Annotated in this window: 19 protein-coding genes; 4 read left to right on the plus strand and 15 right to left on the minus strand. The window is 38.9% G+C overall.

Annotation, left to right across the window (positions count from 1 at the left end; genetic code table 11):
- Window positions 1-19 precede the first annotated feature (19 nt).
- The 8 genes from cas6 to IQ226_RS17915 all read right to left on the minus strand — a co-directional run bounded on the left by cas6 (window position 20) and on the right by IQ226_RS17915 (window position 8225).
- The gene (gene cas6, locus IQ226_RS17880; protein WP_193897537.1) at window positions 20-787 is read right to left on the minus strand and encodes a CRISPR system precrRNA processing endoribonuclease RAMP protein Cas6; all 768 of its coding nucleotides are present in this window, start codon (window positions 785-787) and stop codon (window positions 20-22) included.
- 2 nt (window positions 788-789) lie between these two features.
- Window positions 790-2097, minus strand: coding sequence for a type III-A CRISPR-associated RAMP protein Csm5 (csm5, locus tag IQ226_RS17885; RefSeq protein ID WP_193897539.1), 1308 nt, complete (start codon window positions 2095-2097; stop codon window positions 790-792).
- The gene (gene csm4 / locus IQ226_RS17890) at window positions 2084-3190 is read right to left on the minus strand and encodes a type III-A CRISPR-associated RAMP protein Csm4 (protein WP_193897541.1); all 1107 of its coding nucleotides are present in this window, start codon (window positions 3188-3190) and stop codon (window positions 2084-2086) included. Before csm4 ends, csm5 begins: the two co-directional genes overlap by 14 nt.
- Before the next feature lie 8 nt (window positions 3191-3198).
- Window positions 3199-4161 carry a type III-A CRISPR-associated RAMP protein Csm3 gene (csm3, locus tag IQ226_RS17895; RefSeq protein WP_370567194.1) on the minus strand — a complete coding sequence of 321 codons (963 nt, stop codon included), beginning with the start codon at window positions 4159-4161 and terminating at the stop codon, window positions 3199-3201.
- Window positions 4158-4652 carry a type III-A CRISPR-associated protein Csm2 gene (csm2, locus tag IQ226_RS17900; RefSeq protein ID WP_228039531.1) on the minus strand — a complete coding sequence of 165 codons (495 nt, stop codon included), beginning with the start codon at window positions 4650-4652 and terminating at the stop codon, window positions 4158-4160. Before csm2 ends, csm3 begins: the two co-directional genes overlap by 4 nt.
- A 5-nt stretch (window positions 4653-4657) precedes the next feature.
- Window positions 4658-6931 carry a type III-A CRISPR-associated protein Cas10/Csm1 gene (gene cas10, locus IQ226_RS17905; protein ID WP_370567195.1) on the minus strand — a complete coding sequence of 758 codons (2274 nt, stop codon included), beginning with the start codon at window positions 6929-6931 and terminating at the stop codon, window positions 4658-4660.
- On the minus strand, window positions 6931-7857 hold the full coding sequence (locus IQ226_RS17910; RefSeq protein ID WP_193897543.1) for a CRISPR-associated protein Csx3: 927 nt from the start codon (window positions 7855-7857) through the stop codon (window positions 6931-6933). Before IQ226_RS17910 ends, cas10 begins: the two co-directional genes overlap by 1 nt.
- Window positions 7858-7919: 62 nt before the next feature.
- Window positions 7920-8225: a CRISPR-associated protein Csx3 gene (locus IQ226_RS17915; RefSeq protein ID WP_193897544.1), complete on the minus strand. Its 306-nt coding sequence runs from the start codon at window positions 8223-8225 to the stop codon at window positions 7920-7922.
- A gap of 68 nt (window positions 8226-8293) precedes the next feature.
- On the opposite strand from IQ226_RS17915, the gene IQ226_RS17920 reads away from it, so the two are divergent.
- A complete protein-coding gene (locus IQ226_RS17920) occupies window positions 8294-8494 on the plus strand; it encodes a hypothetical protein (RefSeq protein WP_193897546.1) in 201 nt (66 codons plus the stop codon).
- A 112-nt stretch (window positions 8495-8606) separates the two neighbouring features.
- On the plus strand, window positions 8607-9938 hold the full coding sequence (locus IQ226_RS17925; RefSeq protein ID WP_193897548.1) for a TIGR03985 family CRISPR-associated protein: 1332 nt from the start codon (window positions 8607-8609) through the stop codon (window positions 9936-9938).
- Between the two features lie 129 nt (window positions 9939-10067).
- On the opposite strand, the gene IQ226_RS17930 is transcribed toward IQ226_RS17925, so the two are convergent.
- Window positions 10068-10271: a hypothetical protein gene (locus IQ226_RS17930; RefSeq protein WP_039204838.1), complete on the minus strand. Its 204-nt coding sequence runs from the start codon at window positions 10269-10271 to the stop codon at window positions 10068-10070.
- 434 nt (window positions 10272-10705) lie between these two features.
- On the minus strand, window positions 10706-13714 hold the full coding sequence (ppc, locus tag IQ226_RS17935; RefSeq protein WP_193897560.1) for a phosphoenolpyruvate carboxylase: 3009 nt from the start codon (window positions 13712-13714) through the stop codon (window positions 10706-10708).
- A 568-nt stretch (window positions 13715-14282) separates the two neighbouring features.
- Here ppc and IQ226_RS17940 point away from each other — a divergent pair.
- On the plus strand, window positions 14283-15146 hold the full coding sequence (locus IQ226_RS17940; protein WP_193897550.1) for a zinc metalloprotease HtpX: 864 nt from the start codon (window positions 14283-14285) through the stop codon (window positions 15144-15146).
- A gap of 338 nt (window positions 15147-15484) precedes the next feature.
- Window positions 15485-16918, plus strand: coding sequence for a GTP-binding protein (locus tag IQ226_RS17945; RefSeq protein ID WP_193897552.1), 1434 nt, complete (start codon window positions 15485-15487; stop codon window positions 16916-16918).
- A 309-nt stretch (window positions 16919-17227) separates the two neighbouring features.
- Here the strand turns inward: IQ226_RS17945 and IQ226_RS17950 are convergent, their stop codons facing one another.
- The 5 genes from IQ226_RS17950 to IQ226_RS17970 all read right to left on the minus strand — a co-directional run.
- Window positions 17228-18934: a diflavin flavoprotein gene (locus IQ226_RS17950; RefSeq protein WP_193897554.1), complete on the minus strand. Its 1707-nt coding sequence runs from the start codon at window positions 18932-18934 to the stop codon at window positions 17228-17230.
- Window positions 18935-19002: 68 nt separating this feature from the next.
- A complete protein-coding gene (locus IQ226_RS17955; RefSeq protein ID WP_193897555.1) occupies window positions 19003-19374 on the minus strand; it encodes a DUF5615 family PIN-like protein in 372 nt (123 codons plus the stop codon).
- 3 nt (window positions 19375-19377) lie between these two features.
- Window positions 19378-19605: a DUF433 domain-containing protein gene (locus tag IQ226_RS17960; protein WP_193897556.1), complete on the minus strand. Its 228-nt coding sequence runs from the start codon at window positions 19603-19605 to the stop codon at window positions 19378-19380.
- Window positions 19606-19623: 18 nt separating this feature from the next.
- Complete coding sequence (locus IQ226_RS17965; RefSeq protein ID WP_162501177.1) at window positions 19624-19764, minus strand: hypothetical protein; 141 nt, start codon at window positions 19762-19764, stop codon at window positions 19624-19626.
- Window positions 19765-19837: 73 nt separating this feature from the next.
- On the minus strand, window positions 19838-20233 hold a 396-nt coding region (locus IQ226_RS17970), incomplete at its 5' end, for an endonuclease domain-containing protein (protein WP_370567196.1).

Here is a 20233-nt window from a genome sequence, read left to right on the forward strand (position 1 = left end):
TGCCCCTTTCCTGAATTTACTAATTAGATTCTTTAACTATTGTCTGTCCCATTCCCAATCGTGTCTTAATTCCCGTACCAGTAAACCGCGCATATTGAACTAATAAATTAGCTACATTTGCCAATAAAGGATCAGCACGGTTTAAAACTTGTAACTTGACATCACCGACAAATCCATTAATAAAACCCTTATGTAATTGGTAAGTTCGTGTTTGAATTTTGTGATGTTTAAGTAATACTGCATTATTCAAATAAGCAATTAATTCATCACCTCCTAAATAAACAGGTGCAAAATTATTCCATCTTTCTAACCAACTATGAAACATTAATGTAGGCACAGGTAAACATAATTTTGTTCCACCTTGAGAGAATGCCGTAGGAGTGATAAATTGTAAGTGATAATTTCTAATAGGCTCTGGTTCATTACCTACTAATGTTGTATATAGTTCTTCATAACTGGTAATTTCATCTTCTCGATTAATAATGTTAAATTTTACTCCTAAAAATTCTAACGAATCCCCCAATTTAAGATGAGAAATGGCTTTAGCAGATGTTTCATTTAATCCAGATAGGGATAATTGGTAAAATTCTTCTGGATGGAATGTAATAAAATTTCTGGATGTTGAATAAAAACCGATTATTCCTGAGTAGGAAACTGAGGAAATTATCTCGTTTCCCATTTCTAAACTTAGCTGGTGATGTAGTTGCTTTACCAATTCCAAGTTATAAGAACGAGGTAAGACTGTTAATGTGGATGCGGTTAATGTGAAGGTTGAATTGATTAGCATATTTATAGTACCTTAAACTTGATCCAACCCGGTATAAACTTAATCTCTCTGCTAGATATGGTTACAACCCGTCTAGATTTTGGTGCTTCAAAACCAGGTGCATTTCTGGAACTACAATTATCACGAATATCTTTTCTAAGTTCTTCATCAAATAATAAATTAACTGTTGTACCATTCATTCCACTTGCCCAACCTATCCTAAGATTGTAAGGGCATTTTTCTGGTTCATAAAAATCTCGAATGGTATTGAAATCTAAATTTATGGGTTGACGATTTGTATCCTTAGCATAAGGATTATTTTGAACTGATTGCCAGTAATTATATTCTTCATCCCACTGATCTTGAGCAAATTCTTGACAAATTTTTAGTATGTCATCAATATTATTGAAAGGAAAAGGAATATCTATACCTTGTGTATGTTTAAACCAAGACAACATTTTCTTATCTAGGCTGATGGTGAACTGAGTTTGGACATTTTTCACCATTTCAGCGTAAATAGGTGCTTTATATTTTGCTTTCCAGTCTGAAAAATGACTAGAAACAATAACTTCAGCTACAATAGGCAAGTTAAAAAAGCGATTTCTTCCTTGTTTATCAGCTATTTTTTTTTCTAAAAGTGGTTGAGTATCAGTAATATGAATTGCTCTCATAAAATCTGTATTAGCATCGCCAATTTTACCAATAGGATTATCACCATCGCTAAGGATAAAGTCTGAGAATAAACTCTTCATGAGTGGTTTTGATAAAGATTTTTTCTCCTTTTCTGAAAACTTAAATCCGGTTTCTAGTCTTTCTCTTAATCCTCTTTCTATTTCACTAACTCTATTTATTTCTGCTACTTGGTATTTTTCTTCGTACTTAAGTAGATGATAAGCGATCGCAGTCCTGATTGCGCCTTTAATAGAAGAGCCAGGAATATACAACTGTCCAAAGCCATTACGAATCATTGGACGAAGTTCAGTTATTTTCTGTTCTGTCCATCTCAAGCTACTGGTATTTTTAGGAAAAATAGCTTCTCCATTCGAGTTTTTAGCATTTTGCCAGTCATCTCCAAAAGTTACTTCCAGTAGTGAAGATAAGTCTTCCTGTTCTTCAATTCTCCGAATATATTCATTTAATCTTCCTTGCTCTTTAAACGCTCTAGCAAGTGCTTCTTGATTGGGTAAATAAACTCGCTTACTGTCTGCAACATATTCAAAAGGATTCAGTTTACTTACAGCAGAGCCTATATGTAAAATAGGGCTGGTAATTTGAATCTGTTTGCTTTCATATACTTCTGGTTTATGGAGGATATTCTCATCTGCAAACATTACTATTCTCCTGTATTCTAATTGGAAGACTTAAACTAATACCACTCCGATAAACTCTGTGACCTATAACTTTATCAAGTTGATCTGTAGATTTACCAGGAGTTACATCAGCTAGTTTTCCTTGAGGTAGACCTGAAAAAACAGAACCTTCAACAAACATTTGGACTGATTTACGTCGTAATTGTCGTCCAGAAGAAGGAGAAGTAAGCCAACCGCCCCTTTGTTGTAGTTCATAACTTGCATTTTTCAATAATTCATCAGGTAAAGGATGTCGCCAAAACAAACTAATTAAACTGTGATGATTAGCATCATTAAAGTTAACAATTTGTTGCCAAAGTGGATCTAATTTATCTGCTTCTACCTTGAATTGACCTGCACCACTAGACCTTTCCCCACCAATACCTTCACCTCCCAGAAAATCTAAAACAGCAAAAAAGGTATTTTCTAAATCTGGATTGGAGAAATTAACCAGAAAGTACAAACCTGATAAACTTTCAACATCATCATTTTGTTGATCATTGAGTTTCCATTTGTACTGAACAAATCCTGTATGGTATATGTTTGTTGCTCTGGTGATTCGATCAACTGCAATTTTGGGAACTTTACTGATTTCAAATGCTTTACTGTAATCAAAAGTCCCTGCGTTTGTTAACTCTCCTTTTGCTTTATTTTTGATTTTTGCTTTCAATTCTTCCTTATCTGTAAATCCATTTCCTTGATACCAACGTTGCCAAATTTCCAAAGGTAAATACTTTAAAACTTTATAGGCTTTAGTAAAATCTAAGTCATCTCCAATTGGGTAATTAGGAGGAAAATTTAAAGGACGAGGTAAGTAATAAATCAGTTTTTCTTCTATTTGCTGATAAATAAAAGTAGAACTGAGACGAAATGGTGCTTCTTGTTGAGTGTTAAATTGCTCTAAAAGGTTTGTAGCAGCATCTCCACCAAAAAGTTTTGCATAAGCACTCACCCAAGCACTAAATAAAGTGTCTGATGGTACTCTTTCAGCAGTATTTTCTAGTCCAATTCCTAGTTCACCAAAATGGGCAAGAGTACGCCCAAATTTGAGCCTTGCTAACTTCCAAATACTCATTTTGAGATTCAACTCCCTGGTAGTAATCCCTGAATTTCACTAAATCTGCTTAATAATTCTGATGTGTCAACTAGAGAAATTGGACTTAGAAAGCTTGTCTCACCACTGACAACTTGACGATATTGCTCTATATCATGGTAGGAAAATTGAAAGTTCTGAAATTTGACTTTCCCATAACCTCTTGAGCCATGTCCCCCCAAAGCGTCATCTTCTAAAATGGCAACAGCGATCGCTAAATTCTTTAAATCCTCAATTGCTTGAATAGTATCCTCTATTGTGTAAACTAACTCAAAACGAAACTCAGAACCTGCTGGTACTCGTTCTACTTGTCTTGGATTAGCTGCTGCTGTAATTCGATCCAAGCCATTTTCAAACTTCCACTCGGTCATATATAACCCAGTGTCAATTTTTTTCAGCTTTTCCGCTGAGGTTGTTAAAAGATGACTATCACGAACAATTAATCGGGCAGGTGCATTACGACCTTTAGCTTTTAAACATTCAACACCTTCTATATTTTTGCTATTTCCAGTAGCCTCTAAATTCTGGCTTCTCACAATATCAGAGGGAATCCAACAACTAACTCCAGTCGAACCAAATAATCTACTAATATGGCAAGTTCGAGCGCCTTCAAAAGCAATAAACTGTTCTCGTCCAACTTCTGTAAACCCACTCTCCAAATCATCACTTTCGTAACGATAAGTATCACGGCTGCCCTTACGGTTTAAAGGTTTATTAGGAAGCAAGCGTTCCAAAATTGAACGTAGTTTGCCCTTGATAGATGATCCTGGTAAGTAAGGATGTCTAGTAATTGGGTCACGAACTACGGGTTTATCCAGTCCACCAATGTTGAGATTTTCTCCACCTCCGCCAATATGAAGACCAGTTTCTACAAGAAGTGTGCTTGTGAGACGTAATTTGCCAAGTAATGGTTTTTGTTGATTATGTTGATTATTATTTATTGCTGTAGTCACTGTTCTCTTCCTCCTGATGCTTTGTGATAAGCAATAATTGATTCAATTAGCTGGACAAATCTCTTGAAATTGTCTGGATCATCTTCAACTTTTTTAATTGCTGCTTCTAAAACTTGTTGAAGTGAATCCATCGAACCAGGTTGGCGAGCAGCAGCATAAGCAAGCTTGGGTCGTAGAAGTATTAATTCTGACTTTATTTCTTCAGTGAAACCTTTATCAGCTAGTTGAGCTTTAAGGCGATTCACAGCATCTAGAAACTTTCGGATCTGCGTGGTTTTTAACTTTTTAGAAAGTTCTCTTCCAAGTTCCTCAGAGTCTTCTACTAAATCACGAGTCTTGTATTCTTTTAAAGCACTAAGTTTGTCAATTTTTTTAACCATCCTTGTACTGATATTTTCATTTATTTGTGGCTCAAAACTAGCCTGAGAGGTTATTATTTTTTTTGGAACAGGCTTTGACTGTAAATTTTGTCCATCGTCTTGCTTATTCATATATTTTATTCACGAGTAAGTAATTCAATCCAAGTGGCGATCGCCCGAAAATAAGGCGCATTATATGGACTCATAAAAGACCGCCGAATAGGTGCAAAATCTTCATGATTCCGTAACTTTGGAGGTAATCTTGACATAGCATAAGCTAATTTTGGTAAATGGAGAAAATACTTAATATCATTAATATCATTTTTTTGCTCTTCCTTTGCTTCCTTTAATGCTAATTCCTGAACTTCAGCAGTTACCAAAAGGTTACGAATGAAGCTTTCAGAATAATCTAAATCAGGATGATTTAACAATTTATCGACAAAAGGTAAAATTCCAAATAACTCTATTTGTTCAGTTTTATTAATGTATGATTTACATTCTGAAATAACTTGAATATCAGATGGTGATACATTGGTTCTTCCTATCCACTCATCCCATTTAAAAACTTCTCCAAATAAACCTAAGCTATCTTTATCATTTGCTTTTGCCTCATTTTCAGATGCACCTGAATCATCCGCAGATTGATAAAGAGGATATTTCACATCATTAATACTGATACCTCCTGAAAGTGTAATATCTGAATTATGCCCTGTATAAGCTCGGAAAGATTGGTAAATATCAAAAGCAAATTCAACTAACTCATTCCAAGAACCACTGACAAATAAATCATCACCACCTGCATAAATAAATAAAAGATTGAGTCGAGAATATGCTTCACCATTAGATTCAGAAGTTAAATATTTGGCATTTTTAGGTAATTGTCTATTCTTCGCTAAACTATTCAGATATGCTTTGAAGAAATAACTCATCTGACGTGACAATCCTGCAAGTCTTGGTAAAGTATGATTATCACCCAACCCCTTAGCAAATATTTTTCCTAAATTGTCTACATCCATTCGCAAATAGCCAACTTTTTTGATTCCTGTTGATTTTTTTGCTAATTCATGAGCGCGGATAAAATTTCCCGGATTTTCACAACTTTCTTTACCATAGTTACCTAATAAAAGCGGTACGGAATTAGAAGAATAGTAGTCTTTTATGTTCCAGTTATTGATTAAAAACAGTGTTTCATCATTCTGAATCTTTTGTTTTGGTGCTTCCTCCAAAAGAAAGTAATGAAAACCACCTTGAAGAGAAAGTTGATATTGCTTCTTTGGTATATCATCACAACGAGAACGTACAACAGCTTTAGTTTTAAATAATTGACTTCCTAGCTGGAACATTTGACGGCAAGTTGGACAGGCCAAAACAGAATCATCCTCTTCAGTATTTAACTGTTTTAAATCTGTTGTATCATCTCTGTGGCAAACACGACAGCGATCACCAAAACTATCACGCAATGCAAGTAAATCATTTATTTGTGTATCAAACTTACGCATTTTTTGCTGATTGAGTTGCTGAATTACTTGATTCCAATGACATGAAAATTTGTTAGTTGCTACATCACTAATATGAAAACTTTGACAGTCGAGAGCTAAAAATATTTTGCTCTGAAACTTATCTTTCAGCCACTTATTAAATTTACACTGAATTTCTTTAACCTTATCCTCTGTTTTCTTAGTAGCCGCAGCTAGTAAGTACAAATTACCCCCACCTGCATAGATAATACTGGTGCGTGGTAAGTCTAATTCTTCTAGTAATTGTTGTACTACTTCTTCTGTAACTAACTCTAAATAAAAACTTCTAGCGCGAAGTGATTTTAATGCACCATCAGAAGAAATCGTATAAATAAATTTTTGTATTCCTGATAAATCACCAGCAATTAAACTAATTTCTTCAGCAGGATTGTTAATTAAAGCTGTTGCAACTGCGGCTGTAGTTCTTGTCATATCTACCAAGGCTATATTAGATTCACCAAAGCTGAGACATGAACCAAATTTTTCTAATATCAACATCAATAAAGAAAGATTTTCTAAATTATCTTTGAGATATTCTGAAAGTTCTTGATTAATCTTTTCTTTAAAATCTTTCTGTTCTGTTTCGCTAGGCTCACGATTTAATGGATAAGGAATATCAGGATATTCTTTATTATCATTGTCAATTGCCATTAATTTGTTGTAATGAATTTTTGATGATTCTTTTTTAGGTTCATCAGATAAATTCACATTATCAAATAACAAGCGCAATATTCCAACTTCTGTATTTTCTTTCCAACCTAAAATAAACTTAGCTCTTTTAACCTCTGGATATTCATTACCCTGAAAAGTATAATCAAATTTAGCCCATTTAGCCAAAGCTGCGATCGCTTGTTGAAAAACCTGTAATGCAACCTTTTCAGAACTTGTCATCATTAAAACTCCCTACCACTAGACAACCCCACCAAAACCCCAGCCAAAGCCCGAATCATCGGACGCACAGAAACATCCTCCCCCCGTTTCAAGCAATGCACACTACCCCTCAAAATCGGCGTTTCCTGGGAAATCACATCTTCCACACCCTCATAATCACTGTGAACAATGGCCACCACCGACAAACCCAGCGATTCACATAGTTCTTCCCAAAGTGCAATCTCACTTTCATCCTTCACCAAAATCACCCCATGAGTCGCTTCCCCCATAATCAAACGGTTAGCATCAGAAATTTTGCCACCGACATCAAACACAAGTATTGGTGTATTGATACCCCTGACTTGCTGTGCCTTCAGTTGTCCAAATTCCGGGGTAAAACTCGCCTTGTACTGTGTTTTTAACCTATTTGCTAAATCTGCGTCCCGTCGTGCCGTTTCCCCATACCAAGAACCATCCCCATCTGGACAACCAGAGATAAAATAGGATTCCGGTGCATTGGGAATCTGTAACAACGCTTGTTTTAGACCTTCCCGGAAACAGGTCTTTCCCGTGTTTGCAAACCCACAAATCACCAATTTAATACTTGACTGCTGCTGTATCTGCACCACATCCAAAATATCCCCGACTTGATAATCAGGATGGTTACTAATGGTGACTACGTACCTATCCAGCCCCTTATCGCCAATCTTAGGATCAAAAAGGGCAATGACATCATACAACTTAGATAATTTATCAGCCAAAACCTGACTCACCAGTACCGATATCCGACCGTTGATTTTAATCAGCGAACCCCCCGGTAATTCCCCAGAAACAATCATTTGATTCAATCTGGTAACTGCATCACAGACAATTTTATCACCTGTGGTCAGGGTACTGCCAAATCCTACCTTTAAAATGTCACCTTCTAGACTGATATGGTAATTACTCATGGAACAGCAGTGGATTATAAAATAATTAAAACATGACTCAAGTAATTTCCTCAAGCAAAACTTCAATCAATTAGATATCCCAGTTTATATGCCGGATTGTGTGTGATGCAAATCACGTATTTACCTAATTTTGGATCAAAAAAACCAATTGCTCCGTAAATATGGGCTAATTTATGTGCCAACACAAAAGCCGCAGGGATAGAAACGGGTCCATTAATCCTTAGCAGTTGTCCTCCTGTTAATTCCCCCGACTGTGCCATTTGCTCTAACTTAGTGGCAGCATCTTGGACAATTTGGTCATTTTTAGCAGGTTCACCAAAACTCAACCGTAAAATATTGTCCTTGAACTCAATGTTGTAAGTAGTCATTACCTTTACTGATTCACTGACTGTTATATCATACATGGCATTGGAAGCAGCCTATTCCAGATTAGTCTATGCTGGAAGTACAAACTTCAGGTCATTGGAAATCGCTGGTACAAAAACAAAATCCGCCTGTATGGACTAAGGCAAAAGCAAAGATCAGTAATTGGACAAAAATATTTACAGTTATTGCAAGGGAAGGGAAGCAATCACAACCCTGGCTATCGCTTGATTTCACTTCGTTCCATAGTGCTAACGCCACGCTTACGCAATAACATTGTGCAATTAATTCTGTTTAACTGCTAATTAAACCCACGCAGGTGGGTTTTACCCCTGTAGACGCGGTTTCCAACCGCCCTTTTTCCCACACAAGTAACTTTACTGCAAGTGTCTGAGCAAACTTTTTCTGATGTCCCCCAAGTAGAACTGTTGCAATGGTTAGCACGCGGTTCTCTCAAACAAAACCTCCTCCGTGCCATTCGGTTGTGGGTGTGGTTACGTTCCTTGTATGGAGAAGATCAAGATCATGTATTCTTAGAGGATGGTTTTACCTTGGCAGATTGGAAAACCGCTTTCTTTAGTTCGACACACCCCAAAGGAGAAACAATTCCCGATTTCCATGACTCTAACTGTCATTGTGCAAAAACTACTGCCGAATGGTTGTTTGATGATAAAACTGGATTGAATCAGGAAACATGGAAACACTCTTTATTATCTCATGTTAATATCTCTAATTTAGATGAAATTCTCCAAAAACGATTATTTGGGGTAACTCGTCGTTCTTTACAAGCAGATTTACAAATTTTAGAAGAATTAGGTTGGTTAGAAAATCGAGAGCAAAAATATCATCGAGTTCAATATTTACCTTCTCGTCCTATTACTACTAAACCTAATAATCATGAATTAAATTTCCTGAATCAAGAAGATTTAGCAGAAATCGCTGAGAATATGTCGCAAAAAATTGGTGGCGTGCAGCGGTTTTTTTTGAAACTAGACTATGTGGTAACTGCTGTAGACGAAGTTGGAAATTGGCAATATGAACTGCGAAAACTTTGGTCACAAAGTCCAGTCCCACCAATTAAGTTAATTTATAATAGTGCTAGATTAGGAGAATCTAACAAATGTTTGGTTTATCCTGTTTGCATTTATTATGTACAACGTGCAGTGTATTTATGTGCCTTTGGGGAAAGTCCTGATAGAAAAACAGATTGGTATAATTTTCGGTTGGATAGAATCGAGAACATCACGCCAATTGAATGGACAAATCCTAGGATTCCTAAAAACTTACAACAAAGGTATCACCAAAGAAATTTACCAAGTCCAGAAGAAATAGAATTGCAAATGGATAAGGCACTAGGATTTGATTTTTATTTAGAATCTCGACTAATGCTGCTACGATTTGAACGAGATTATCATGACCGCTACATTCGGGATACCTCTCGCCATGAAACTTTTAAATTGATTAGCTATCAAAAAGCGAAAAGTTTGATTCAAAGTTCTGTAGTTAATTCAGAACACAAGGCAGAATTATTAAAGGTTCTCGCTAATCGTTCCCCAAAGGATGCTTATTACAGTCTTCAGTACCGACATGGGGATCATAATGTAACTATGCGGTTAAGAGCTTGGCGACCAAGGGTAGAAATTCTCTCACCTTATGATTTAAGACAGAAAGTTACAGCCGATATTGTCAAGGAAATAGGACTTTATCAGAATAATTAGCTAATTTAAGGCTTTACTATTTGCAATACATTAACTATTGACAAGTAACTTGGTGACGTACTCCACACACTCCCTTTCAGGTGAGTGTGGGCTTCTCAGTGACTCCTCTATGAGGACATTAACTGAGCTTTAAGACCGTGCGCCCCACGGTTCTTTGGTTTTGAGATTTGTTTTTTGTTTTGTAGGCTGCATTTCTGCATTTAATTGGACTACACCTACTTTTTTATAATAACATAAAATCAATATTTTGTTCGTTTCGTCGCTGTAGCCTTCTTTGTTTTCGCTACGCTCAAATACAATTTGGGCTACGCAACTCAACTCACGCGCATTCATCCCACGCTCCTAAGAGTGAGACGTGGGGCTTCTGCTGATTAAGCTAAATTTTACACTTATAAGCTGTTGTGCATTTAGTTTGTATAATTCTAGCGGGCAAGATGCCCGCACTACAAAGTTCAAGTAAATTATGGTTATCAAATTTAGCTGCGTAACAGCTTATCAAGATAAATTTGGCAGACCTAGAGCGGGGTCAAAAACCCTGGAGATTTGCCAAACCGCCAGGTTTCCACTTATCTAATCCCCGCAAGGGGACTGAAACATTTTCCAGAAAGTTGCTAGATTGGTGTTTTCTCCTAGGTTTCCACTTATCTAGAGGAAGAATCGGCCCCAACTAGAAAATGAGACGATAGCGAAGCGCTCCGTCGGAATCGCTAGTAGACTAGAAAATCTGCTAGGTCCGGGGAGGCGATCGCTGTCCAAATTACCCATTATCAACCTGTATTTCTCATACCGGCAGCAATTCCGTTGATGGTTAATAACGCCCCTCTGAGTAATTCTCCTTTGCTGTAACGAGAATGAATTACTCCGGTTGTTGGTGCATTTTTTGATTGACGTAATCGTTTGAGGAGGGAAACTTGAATAAATCCTAACGGCACAATTGTTCCATTTCTTAATTGTACAGAACGTTGTAATACTGGATCACCATCTAATAGTTTTTGGTGTCCGGTGATTTTTAAAACTAAATCCCTGGTCAGCAAGAACTCGCTAGAAATTTGCTCAAAAACTTTCTCAAATCGCGGTTTGTCTTCAGGTTTAGACAGTTCATCAACATAGTGACGCGCCATTTCCATGTCCACTTTTGCTAAAGTCATTTCGGCTTTAGAAATCACCATTTTAAAGAATGGCCATTTGAGGTAGAAATAGCGGAGTAATTTCAAATGTTGTTCTGGTTCTGCGTCCAGAAATTCTTGTAAGGCTGTTCCAATCCCATACCAAGAAGGTAATAAGAACCGGGTTTGTGTCCAACTAAATACCCAAGGAATTGCTCTTAAACTACTTAAATCTTTTTTACCAGATGGACGACGGGCCGGACGAGAACTAATTTGCAATTGGCTGATTTCTTCAATGGGGGTGACTTGGTGGAAGAAGTCAATGAAATCAGGTTGCTCATAAATTAGGTTACGATAGTGCTGACGCGACGCATGAGATAACTCTTCCATAATCTCATTCCAAGGTTCAATATCATCAAACCCTGTTCCTAATAAACTGGCTTGAATTACGGCTGTGGTGATGGTTTCCAAGTGATACAAAGCCAAATCCAACAAGGAATATTTAGAAGCTAAGACTTCCCCTTGTTCGGTAATTTTAATCCGGCCACTAATACTGTGACCTGGTTGGGCTAAAATCGCTTCATAGGCAGGACCGCCACCACGACCTACAGAACCGCCTCGTCCGTGGAAAATCCGCAGATTTACACCGTAACTTTCGGCGATTTTCTGAAGTGATTTTTGAGCTTTATGAATTTCCCAGTTACTGCTTAAAAAACCAGAATCTTTATTACTATCGGAATACCCCAACATTACTTCTTGTAAGTTAGGATTCAAAGTAGAAACAGATGGAGATGCTTGTTCTTCACTTTTGTTGATTGTGGTATAACCTCCAGCCAGCATTGCCCGATATAAAGGCAATTCAAACAGTTGGCGCATTACGCCCCTAGAACGTTGTAAATCTTCTACGGTTTCAAATAGAGGCACAACGCGAATTGTTCCCACTGCAACTACAGGATCAAATAAGCTTGATTCTTTGGCGAGGAGTAAAACTTCTAGTACGTCGCTAACTTCACGGCACATACTAATAATATAAGTTTGACAGATTTTAATGCCAAATTCTTGTTGTAGCGATCGCAAAATTCGGAAGGTTTCAATCACATCATTGGTTTTTTCCGAAAATGGTAATTCAGCGGGAATCAATGGCCGTCGAGTTTGCAATTCTGAAGTTAACCAGGCGATTCTTTGTGCTTCTGATAATTCGTTGTAGGACTGGGGTAACAGTTGCAAGTATTCCAGAATCTCATTGATAGCATCAGCATGACGGGATGATTCTTGCCGAATATCTAATTGAGTCAGATTAAAATCAAAGATTTCTACTTGACAAATCAGGTTTTCCAACTCTCGACAACTTAAACCTGTTTCTGTTAAGTTGCGTTGAATTAACAACAATTCTGTTAAGAATTCTGCACCCGAACGGTACATAGGTGCATCTTCATTGTTTGGGGTTTCCCGATTATATAAGGCTAAATTGCGATCGCGGGTATTTTCCAACCGCTGGAGAATGTAAGATAACTTCAGGCGATAAGGTTCTTGGCGGAAACGCAACGCCAAATCATCATACACCCCACTTAACTGTGATTGATCCAACTCCAAAGACTCTAGCAAATCTGGTAGTACATCACTCCAGTGCATAGATACACTCAATAAAGACACCAACTCTTTAACTGACTTAATATACCGCTCTAAGACCATTTTTCGTTGATAACAGGCGGTTTTCCAAGTTACTTCCGGTGTCACCGAAGGATTACCATCTCGGTCTGAACCTACCCAAGAACCAAAAGAGCAAAAATTTGTCGTTGGTGGTTGTAACCAGGGAAAAGTTTCTCCCAAGGAATATTTGAAGCGTTTGTATAGTTGCGTAATCCCATCAAACAACACTTCTTGAAAGTAGTGAAGAGCATAATCTACTTCATCCAAAACTGTCGGTTTAAACTGATGCAACTCATCGGTCCGCCACCACAGGCGAATTTCTTCCAGTAATCTTTCCTTGACTTCCAAAGTTTCCCAAGGATAGCTACTAGCACGACTTTGGGCCTCATCTAGTTTTTGCAAAAGATGAACCACCTGACGCTGTTTATCCCGGATAGTATGACGGACAATTTCCGTCGGGTGTGCAGTGAAAACTAAGCGGATATCCAGTTGAGAAATTAGACGTTGAATTAGTTGGGGTGGAACATTCAATTTAAATAACAGGGGAAATAAAGCCGCGAAAGTCCCTTTTTGCGGAGTTTCCGATGTCATCAAATCACTACCTATTTCCTTAGTAATAGGCAATTCTTCTTCTCTTTGGTTTGTAGAATAAATTATACTGGGGAAAACCTCTTCATCCGTTTCTCCACTATAGCGGTTTAATTGCTGCTTTTGCTCATATTCCTGCTCAATAATATTAATCAACTGAAAATACAACGCAAAGGCACGTGCCCCACGAATCGCTTCATTGATATTTAATTGTTCAATTAATTCTACAGCCGATGCAGCTAAGTCATTGGTGGCTTGTCCCTCTGGAGAACATAAGTCCCGCAATTGGCGCAAAAGATCCACCATTTCTTGACCACATTCTTGACGCAGCACCGACTCCCACAATTCCTCTACTACCTGTAGACGATGACGTAAGAATAATTCTGACTGTAGCACTGGAAAATCAATATGTTCAGCTTTCATACTTTTCATCATACTCTTACTTAAGATACTCAAAACATCTAACCTACCTTTTTGAGCATCCAATATCAAGCTGTTAGCTTTTTTTTTAGGAGCTACTCACAGGTGACTTATCTTACTTTTAACTGCTTTTGATTCATTTTCAGTAGAGAAGAGGCAAGTAAAATAAACCGCTTCACCAAATTCCTACTAGTTATTTTAGGATAAAGTTCACTTTCACTCAATAGCCAACAGGAGAAAAGCCATAGCAGAAGTCAGGAGTTAGACAGAGTGTCAACTAATGTGACATAAATTTCGATGAACACAATAAAAGCAATCCGTGTAAAGAAAAGTAAAATCGCCCAACCTCTCTTCACTCTTGCCTCTTCCCTTGCCATAAGGACAATTTTCCATGCTCACCACTTATATCCGCAACAAATTGAATCTAATTCACCTCAAACGGAAAACCGTACTCTAGTGACAGGGTTTCATCACTGTACCCCAAATTTGAACTCGATACAATCAGGAGGTAGCTAAAAAGATGCTGTTGTCCAGAGAAAGTTACAAAAATTAACACAGCAGAAGTAGGAGAGTTATCAATATGGGAAATCAACTAAAAACTGCTATTTTACTGGCTACTCTCAGTGGCTTATTAATAGCAATTAGTTACTGGGTGATTGGTGGTACGGGAGGCCTAGTTATCGGTATTGGGTTGGCAGCAGCGACTAATTTGTTCTCATGGTATCAATCAGATAAGATTGCTTTAGCAGTATATAACGCCCAACCTGTCAGCGCGGCGGAAGCACCCGGACTGTATCGCATCGTCCAAAAATTATCTACCCGTGCCAATATTCCCATGCCGGGGGTGTATATTGTTCCTAGTCCCACTGCCAATGCGTTTGCGACAGGAAGAGACCCTGAACACGCGGCTGTGGCTGTTACTGCGGGGATTTTGGACATCCTGCCAGAGGACGAATTAGAAGGCGTAATTGCCCACGAACTTACCCATATTATCAATCGTGATACCTTAACTCAAGCGATCGCCGCCACTGTCGCCGGTGCTGTTTCTTTCCTCGCGCAAATGCTCAGTTATAGTATGTGGTTTGGTGGCGGTTCACGAGATAATGAAAGAGGTGGCAATCCTTTAGGTGTCTTAGCAACAGTCCTATTTGCGCCCATTGCTGCTACTGTAATTCAGTTAGCAATTTCCCGCACCAGAGAATTTTCCGCTGATGCTGGTGCAGCAAAATTAACAGGTAATCCTCGCGCCTTAGCTAGGGCCTTACAACGGTTAGAATCTACAGCTAGACAAATGCCTTTGAATGCTAACCCAGCTTTTGAACCATTATTAATTATTCATCCCATTTCCGGGCAGTTTTTGGGAAATCTTTTCTCTAGTCACCCAGCCACTGAAGCAAGAGTAGAAGCTTTACTACAATTAGAACGGCAACTTATTAGTCGTTAATCGTCTATCCTTGGTCATAAGTATATTAATGTCAGTTGCTAGTTAGGTCTAATTTATTACTTGCAAGGGCGACTAGAAGTCGCGGAACCACACAGACGAAACCCACCTATTCCTTCTGTCCCGTAAGGGATACGTGGGTTCAAAAGCCTTGATTTTTCCTTAGTCCACGCAGGTGGACTTTGTTTGTGTAGTAGCGATTTCTAATCGCCGGAAACTTTTCAAACATCCTCTTAGGAATAATAAAATATCGGACATAGAAATTACTGAATTATTGAAGTGCGAAATGTGGGTTTATGCTAGTGTAACTTTTAATTACTCCCTGTTTTTCGCTTTCTAAAATGAACACTATACCCGAATCCATCTCCAATTGGGAAGAAGAATTGGATAATGCCATTTTTACCTTTGAGGATATTCAAGCCGAACTTAACTACAAACAAGCCAAAAGCGCACTACGAAACCTAGTTAACAATCTTGACCTTTCCCCTGTGGAAAAATCAGGCTTAGAAGCAGAAATTCATGATTTAGAAACCATGCTAGATAAACTAGAAAGCATGGTAGTCCAAATTGCTGCTTTTGGGATGGTAGGACGGGGTAAATCTTCCCTTCTCAATGCTTTAGTTGGTCAGGAAGTCTTTGTTACAGGTCCTCTACATGGTGTTACTCGTGATGCACAAACTGTAAACTGGAGTATTAGTGAAGCGGCTTTAGGAACTTTAAAAGCCACATTACCCAGCAATGGTCAATCCCAAGTTGAATTAATTGATACTCCTGGACTAGATGAAGTAGACGGTGAAACTCGCGCAGCTTTGGCTGAACAAATTGCCAAGCAAGCAGATTTAATTTTATTTGTAATTTCGGGAGATATGACGAAGATTGAACAAATAGCATTATCCCAATTACGAGAAGTAGGTAAACCGATTATTTTAGTCTTTAATAAAGTTGATCAATATCCCGAAACTGACAGAATTACAATTTATGAAAAAATTCGAGATGATAGAGTGCGGGAATTAGTTTCACCAGCAGAAATCGTCATGTCCGCAGCTTCACCGTTGGTAAGAATGGCGGTACAAAATCCTGATGGTACTAGAGGTATAAAACTCCAAAAAGGACAATCACAGGTTGACGAATTAAAATTGAAGATATTGGAAATTCTGCACCATGAAGGTAAGGCATTAGTAGCTTTAAATACTATGCTTTATGCTGATGCTGTTAATCAGCAATTGGTACAACGTAAACTGATAATTAGAGAAGAAAATGCTAATCAGTTAATTTGGAAAGCAGTTATTACTAAAGGACTAGCGATCGCCCTCAATCCTGTTACAGTAGTGGATATACTCAGCGCCGTAATTATAGATATCTCCTTAATTTTAGGTTTGTCCAAGCTTTACGGTATCCCCATGACCGAAACCGGTGCAGTCAAATTACTCCGAAAAATCGCCCTGAGTATGGGTGGTATCGGTGCTAGTGAACTATTAGCAAATTTTGGTTTAAGTAGTTTAAAAACCCTACTGGGTATCTCTGCAACAGCAACCGCCGGCATGACAATTGGACCCTATTTATCCATAGCCATAACCCAAGCAGGAGTAGCTGGAGTGTCTTCATACAGTATCGGTCAAGTTACCAAAGCCTATTTAGCCAATGGTGCAACCTGGGGACCAGATGGACCCAAAGCAGTAGTTAGTCAAATTCTATCAACTTTAAATGAAACTTCAATCTTGAACCGAATTAAAGATGAATTGCTAATTAAAATTAGACTCAGAAAAAAAACATGAATTTTGAGCAAATTTCTAGTAGGATGTGTTAGCGACAGCGTAAGGCACTATCTTTATAGTTTATTTAGGGGATGCTGAATAAATCTTAAAACATTACAGGTAAACGGTTTTAGACATTTTGATTTTCAAAAAGTGCAAGATTTTATGACGTGGGAACTCGAAAACCTTGCATTTAAGTTGGATGCAAAGGAAAAATCGCTTCCATCTAACTCTTGAAACTGTTCCCTGTTCCCTGTTCCCTGTTCCCTGTCTCCACAGATAACTTTTTCAGCAAACCCTATTTAGGTGGGGCAATGCCCACCATACTGTTTAATAATAACTCGCGGATTTGCGATGATGTACTGCTGTGACACCATCTTGATTTAAGACTTTACCATCATCAACAGTGGCATAAACTAACCAATGATCACCTGCTTCCATCCGACTCTGAACAGAACATTCCAGATACGCTAAAGCACCATTGAGAATAATTCCACCATTATTGGCTTCTTGAGTGTCCAAACCAGCAAATCTATCTTGTCCGGGGGCGTAGATTTTCATAAATTGCTTACGAATTTCCTTCCCTTCCGCCAAGATATTCACAACGAATTTGTTATTTGTATAGGATAGGGATTCCATAGCCCGTTCTTTGGCTACCGCAATAGTTAAACCAGGCGGATTAAAACTGGCTTGTGTCACCCAAGAGGCTAACATTCCCGTTTTTACTTCACCTTGAGTGGCTGTAACTACACACAAAGAACCAACAATCCGCCCCACTGCTTGTTCCACATTAGTAGCAGGTTGTCTAGCCACAACTGATTTTTTCGTGGCGCGTTTCAATGCTTGGGCGAAATCAGTTCCCGCTTCTTCGCAGGTTTGCAGGGTGATTTCATTGGGTTTGAATTTAACGCGAATGGTGTCAAAACCAAATCTGTATCCTGCGTCTTTGAGTTTACTTTCAATTAAATCAACGGCTTCTCCACTCCAACCAAAAGAACCAAATACACCGGCTAATTGATTGTTAGTAGCAGTAGAGAGGACAATTCCTAAAGCTGTTTGCACAGGTGTGGGTGCGTGTCCACCTAATGTGGGTGAACCAATCACGAAACCGGCGGATTTTGCAATGGCGGCTTTGATTTCTTCGGGTTCGGTAAATTCGCAATTGATAGATTCGACACTGACACCGGCTTTTGTAATGCCGCGAGCGATCGCCTGTGCTAAAGTTGCAGTATTCCCATAGGCAGAAGCATAAATTAAAGCCACTGTCATATCAGCGGAAGTTTGCTGTTTAGTCCATTCCCGATAGCCTTTGGTAATATCAATTAAACCATAGCGGACTATTGGACCATGACCAGTAGCATACATTCGCACTGGCAAATCTGCTAATTTTTCTAAAGCTGTTTCGATTTGTCTGGCGTGAGGTGCCATTAAACAGTCAAAATAATAGCGTCTATCTTCGTTAAATACTTCCCAACCTTCATCAAAAACTTGATCTGAGCAAATATGCGCTCCAAATAATTTATCAGAAAACAAGATTTCTGTTTGCGGGTCCCAGGTACAAAGTTCGTCAGCGTAACGGGGGTTAGGAGTGGGAATAAATTGTAAATGATGTCCTTTTCCTAAATCTAGGGTATCTTCCCCCCGCATGACCAAAATTTGTAAATCCTCTTTTTCCAAAGCTGCGCGGAGATTTATCGCCCCTGGGTTAGAACAAACAAAGGTAATTTGGGGGGCAATTTCCAGTAGTGCTTTTAGTGTTGCGGCACGGTTGGGGTTAACGTGACCAAGAATCACATAATCGAGTTTTTTGACATCAAACCGCTGTTGTAAGGCTTGGAGGTAAATTTCGGTAAAAGTTTCGCCAGGGGGGTCAAGCAGGGCATTTTTATCGCCTTGGATGAGATAAGAATTAGCCGTTGTACCCTTGGCTAAAGCATATTCAATTTCAAATCTTAATCTAGCCCAACTGCGCGATCGCAATATTATGGTATCTGTACCAATGGGCAATATTTGCACGTCACGGGGTTTAGTGGTCATTGGTAATTGGTAATTGGTAATGGGGAAAAACTCCTGCCCTCTCCTCCTCCCTGCATGATAAGTTTTTTTTAAAGTCTACGACAGACGGGACGAGAGAGGGCGCGAAGGGGTTCGAGAGCAGTGTAAGCACCTAAGAGAGAGACGGGTAAGCGGTTAGTTAGAAGTTCAATAATTTTGGTATTGATGCTGGTAGCTGGAGTATCATCGGGAAGATTAATGAAAATAGTTCCAGCCGTGAAGGTTTCCGTCCAAGTTCTAGGATTGGCAAGTCCTCTGTCACGGGTGATGATAATGGCATCAGCAGCAATAGCAGCTTCCATAACTTTAGTATCAGGATGTCCGGGTAAACCGATGTCCCGTACATCTTGCACAGTGAATCCGAGCGCCGCAATTTGGGGTGCGAGGGAACGGGGCATATTTTCATCAACAAGGAAGTTCAAGATTTATACTCCCAGTGCAGTGACTTGGGTGTGTTTAACCAGATCAGCAGCGTAACTGAGAGCAGCTTCAACTTGGGTTTTACTGAGTTCGTATTCTTTCATGACTTCTTCCTTGCTCATGCCACCAGCGAGAGAGCCAATAATGATGGAAATAGGAACGCGAGTGCCGCTAATAATAGGTGTACCGTGGTGGATATCACTATCTACGTTGATATAAGGCGCGATTTCCATAGATACCTTCTCCGTTTGCTATTTTTTTATTGTGCCTGGAAATCTAGCTAAAGCATATTCAATTTCAAATCTTAATCTAGCCCAACTGCGCGATCGCAATATTATGGTATCTGTACCAATAGGCAATATTTGCACGTCACGGGGTTTAGTTTCTGACATAATACTTTATCTCCTTGATTTCTGAACATAACGCCCCTTCTCTCTTGTCCCCCTCCTCGCTTGCGGGGAGGGGCTAGGGGTGGGGTTTTATTACCCGCCCAATCTCCTCCAAAACCCCCTCTATCCTGAACAAAACATCCTCATTTTTAAATCTCACCACCCGCAAACCCAAAGACTCTAAAAACTCTTGTCGAATAGCATCTTCTACTTGCGTGTAATTGTGAATTTCTCCATCTACTTCAATTACTAATTTGACTTCGTGGCAATAAAAGTCAACTATAAATCTATCAATAACCTGCTGACGACGAAACTTAAAACCTAGTAGTTGCTTATTTTTTAATCTTTGCCAAAGTTGCTTTTCTGCTAATGTGGGTTCTGTCCGCATTTGTCGGGCTAAAGGTTTCAGTTTTGACCAGATTTCCGGTGGACTTTGCCAAGGAACCCCACCCCCTAACCCCCTCCCCGCAAG

It is taken from the genome of Dolichospermum sp. LEGE 00240, from assembly GCF_015207875.1.
Classification (GTDB): domain Bacteria; phylum Cyanobacteriota; class Cyanobacteriia; order Cyanobacteriales; family Nostocaceae; genus Dolichospermum; species Dolichospermum gracile.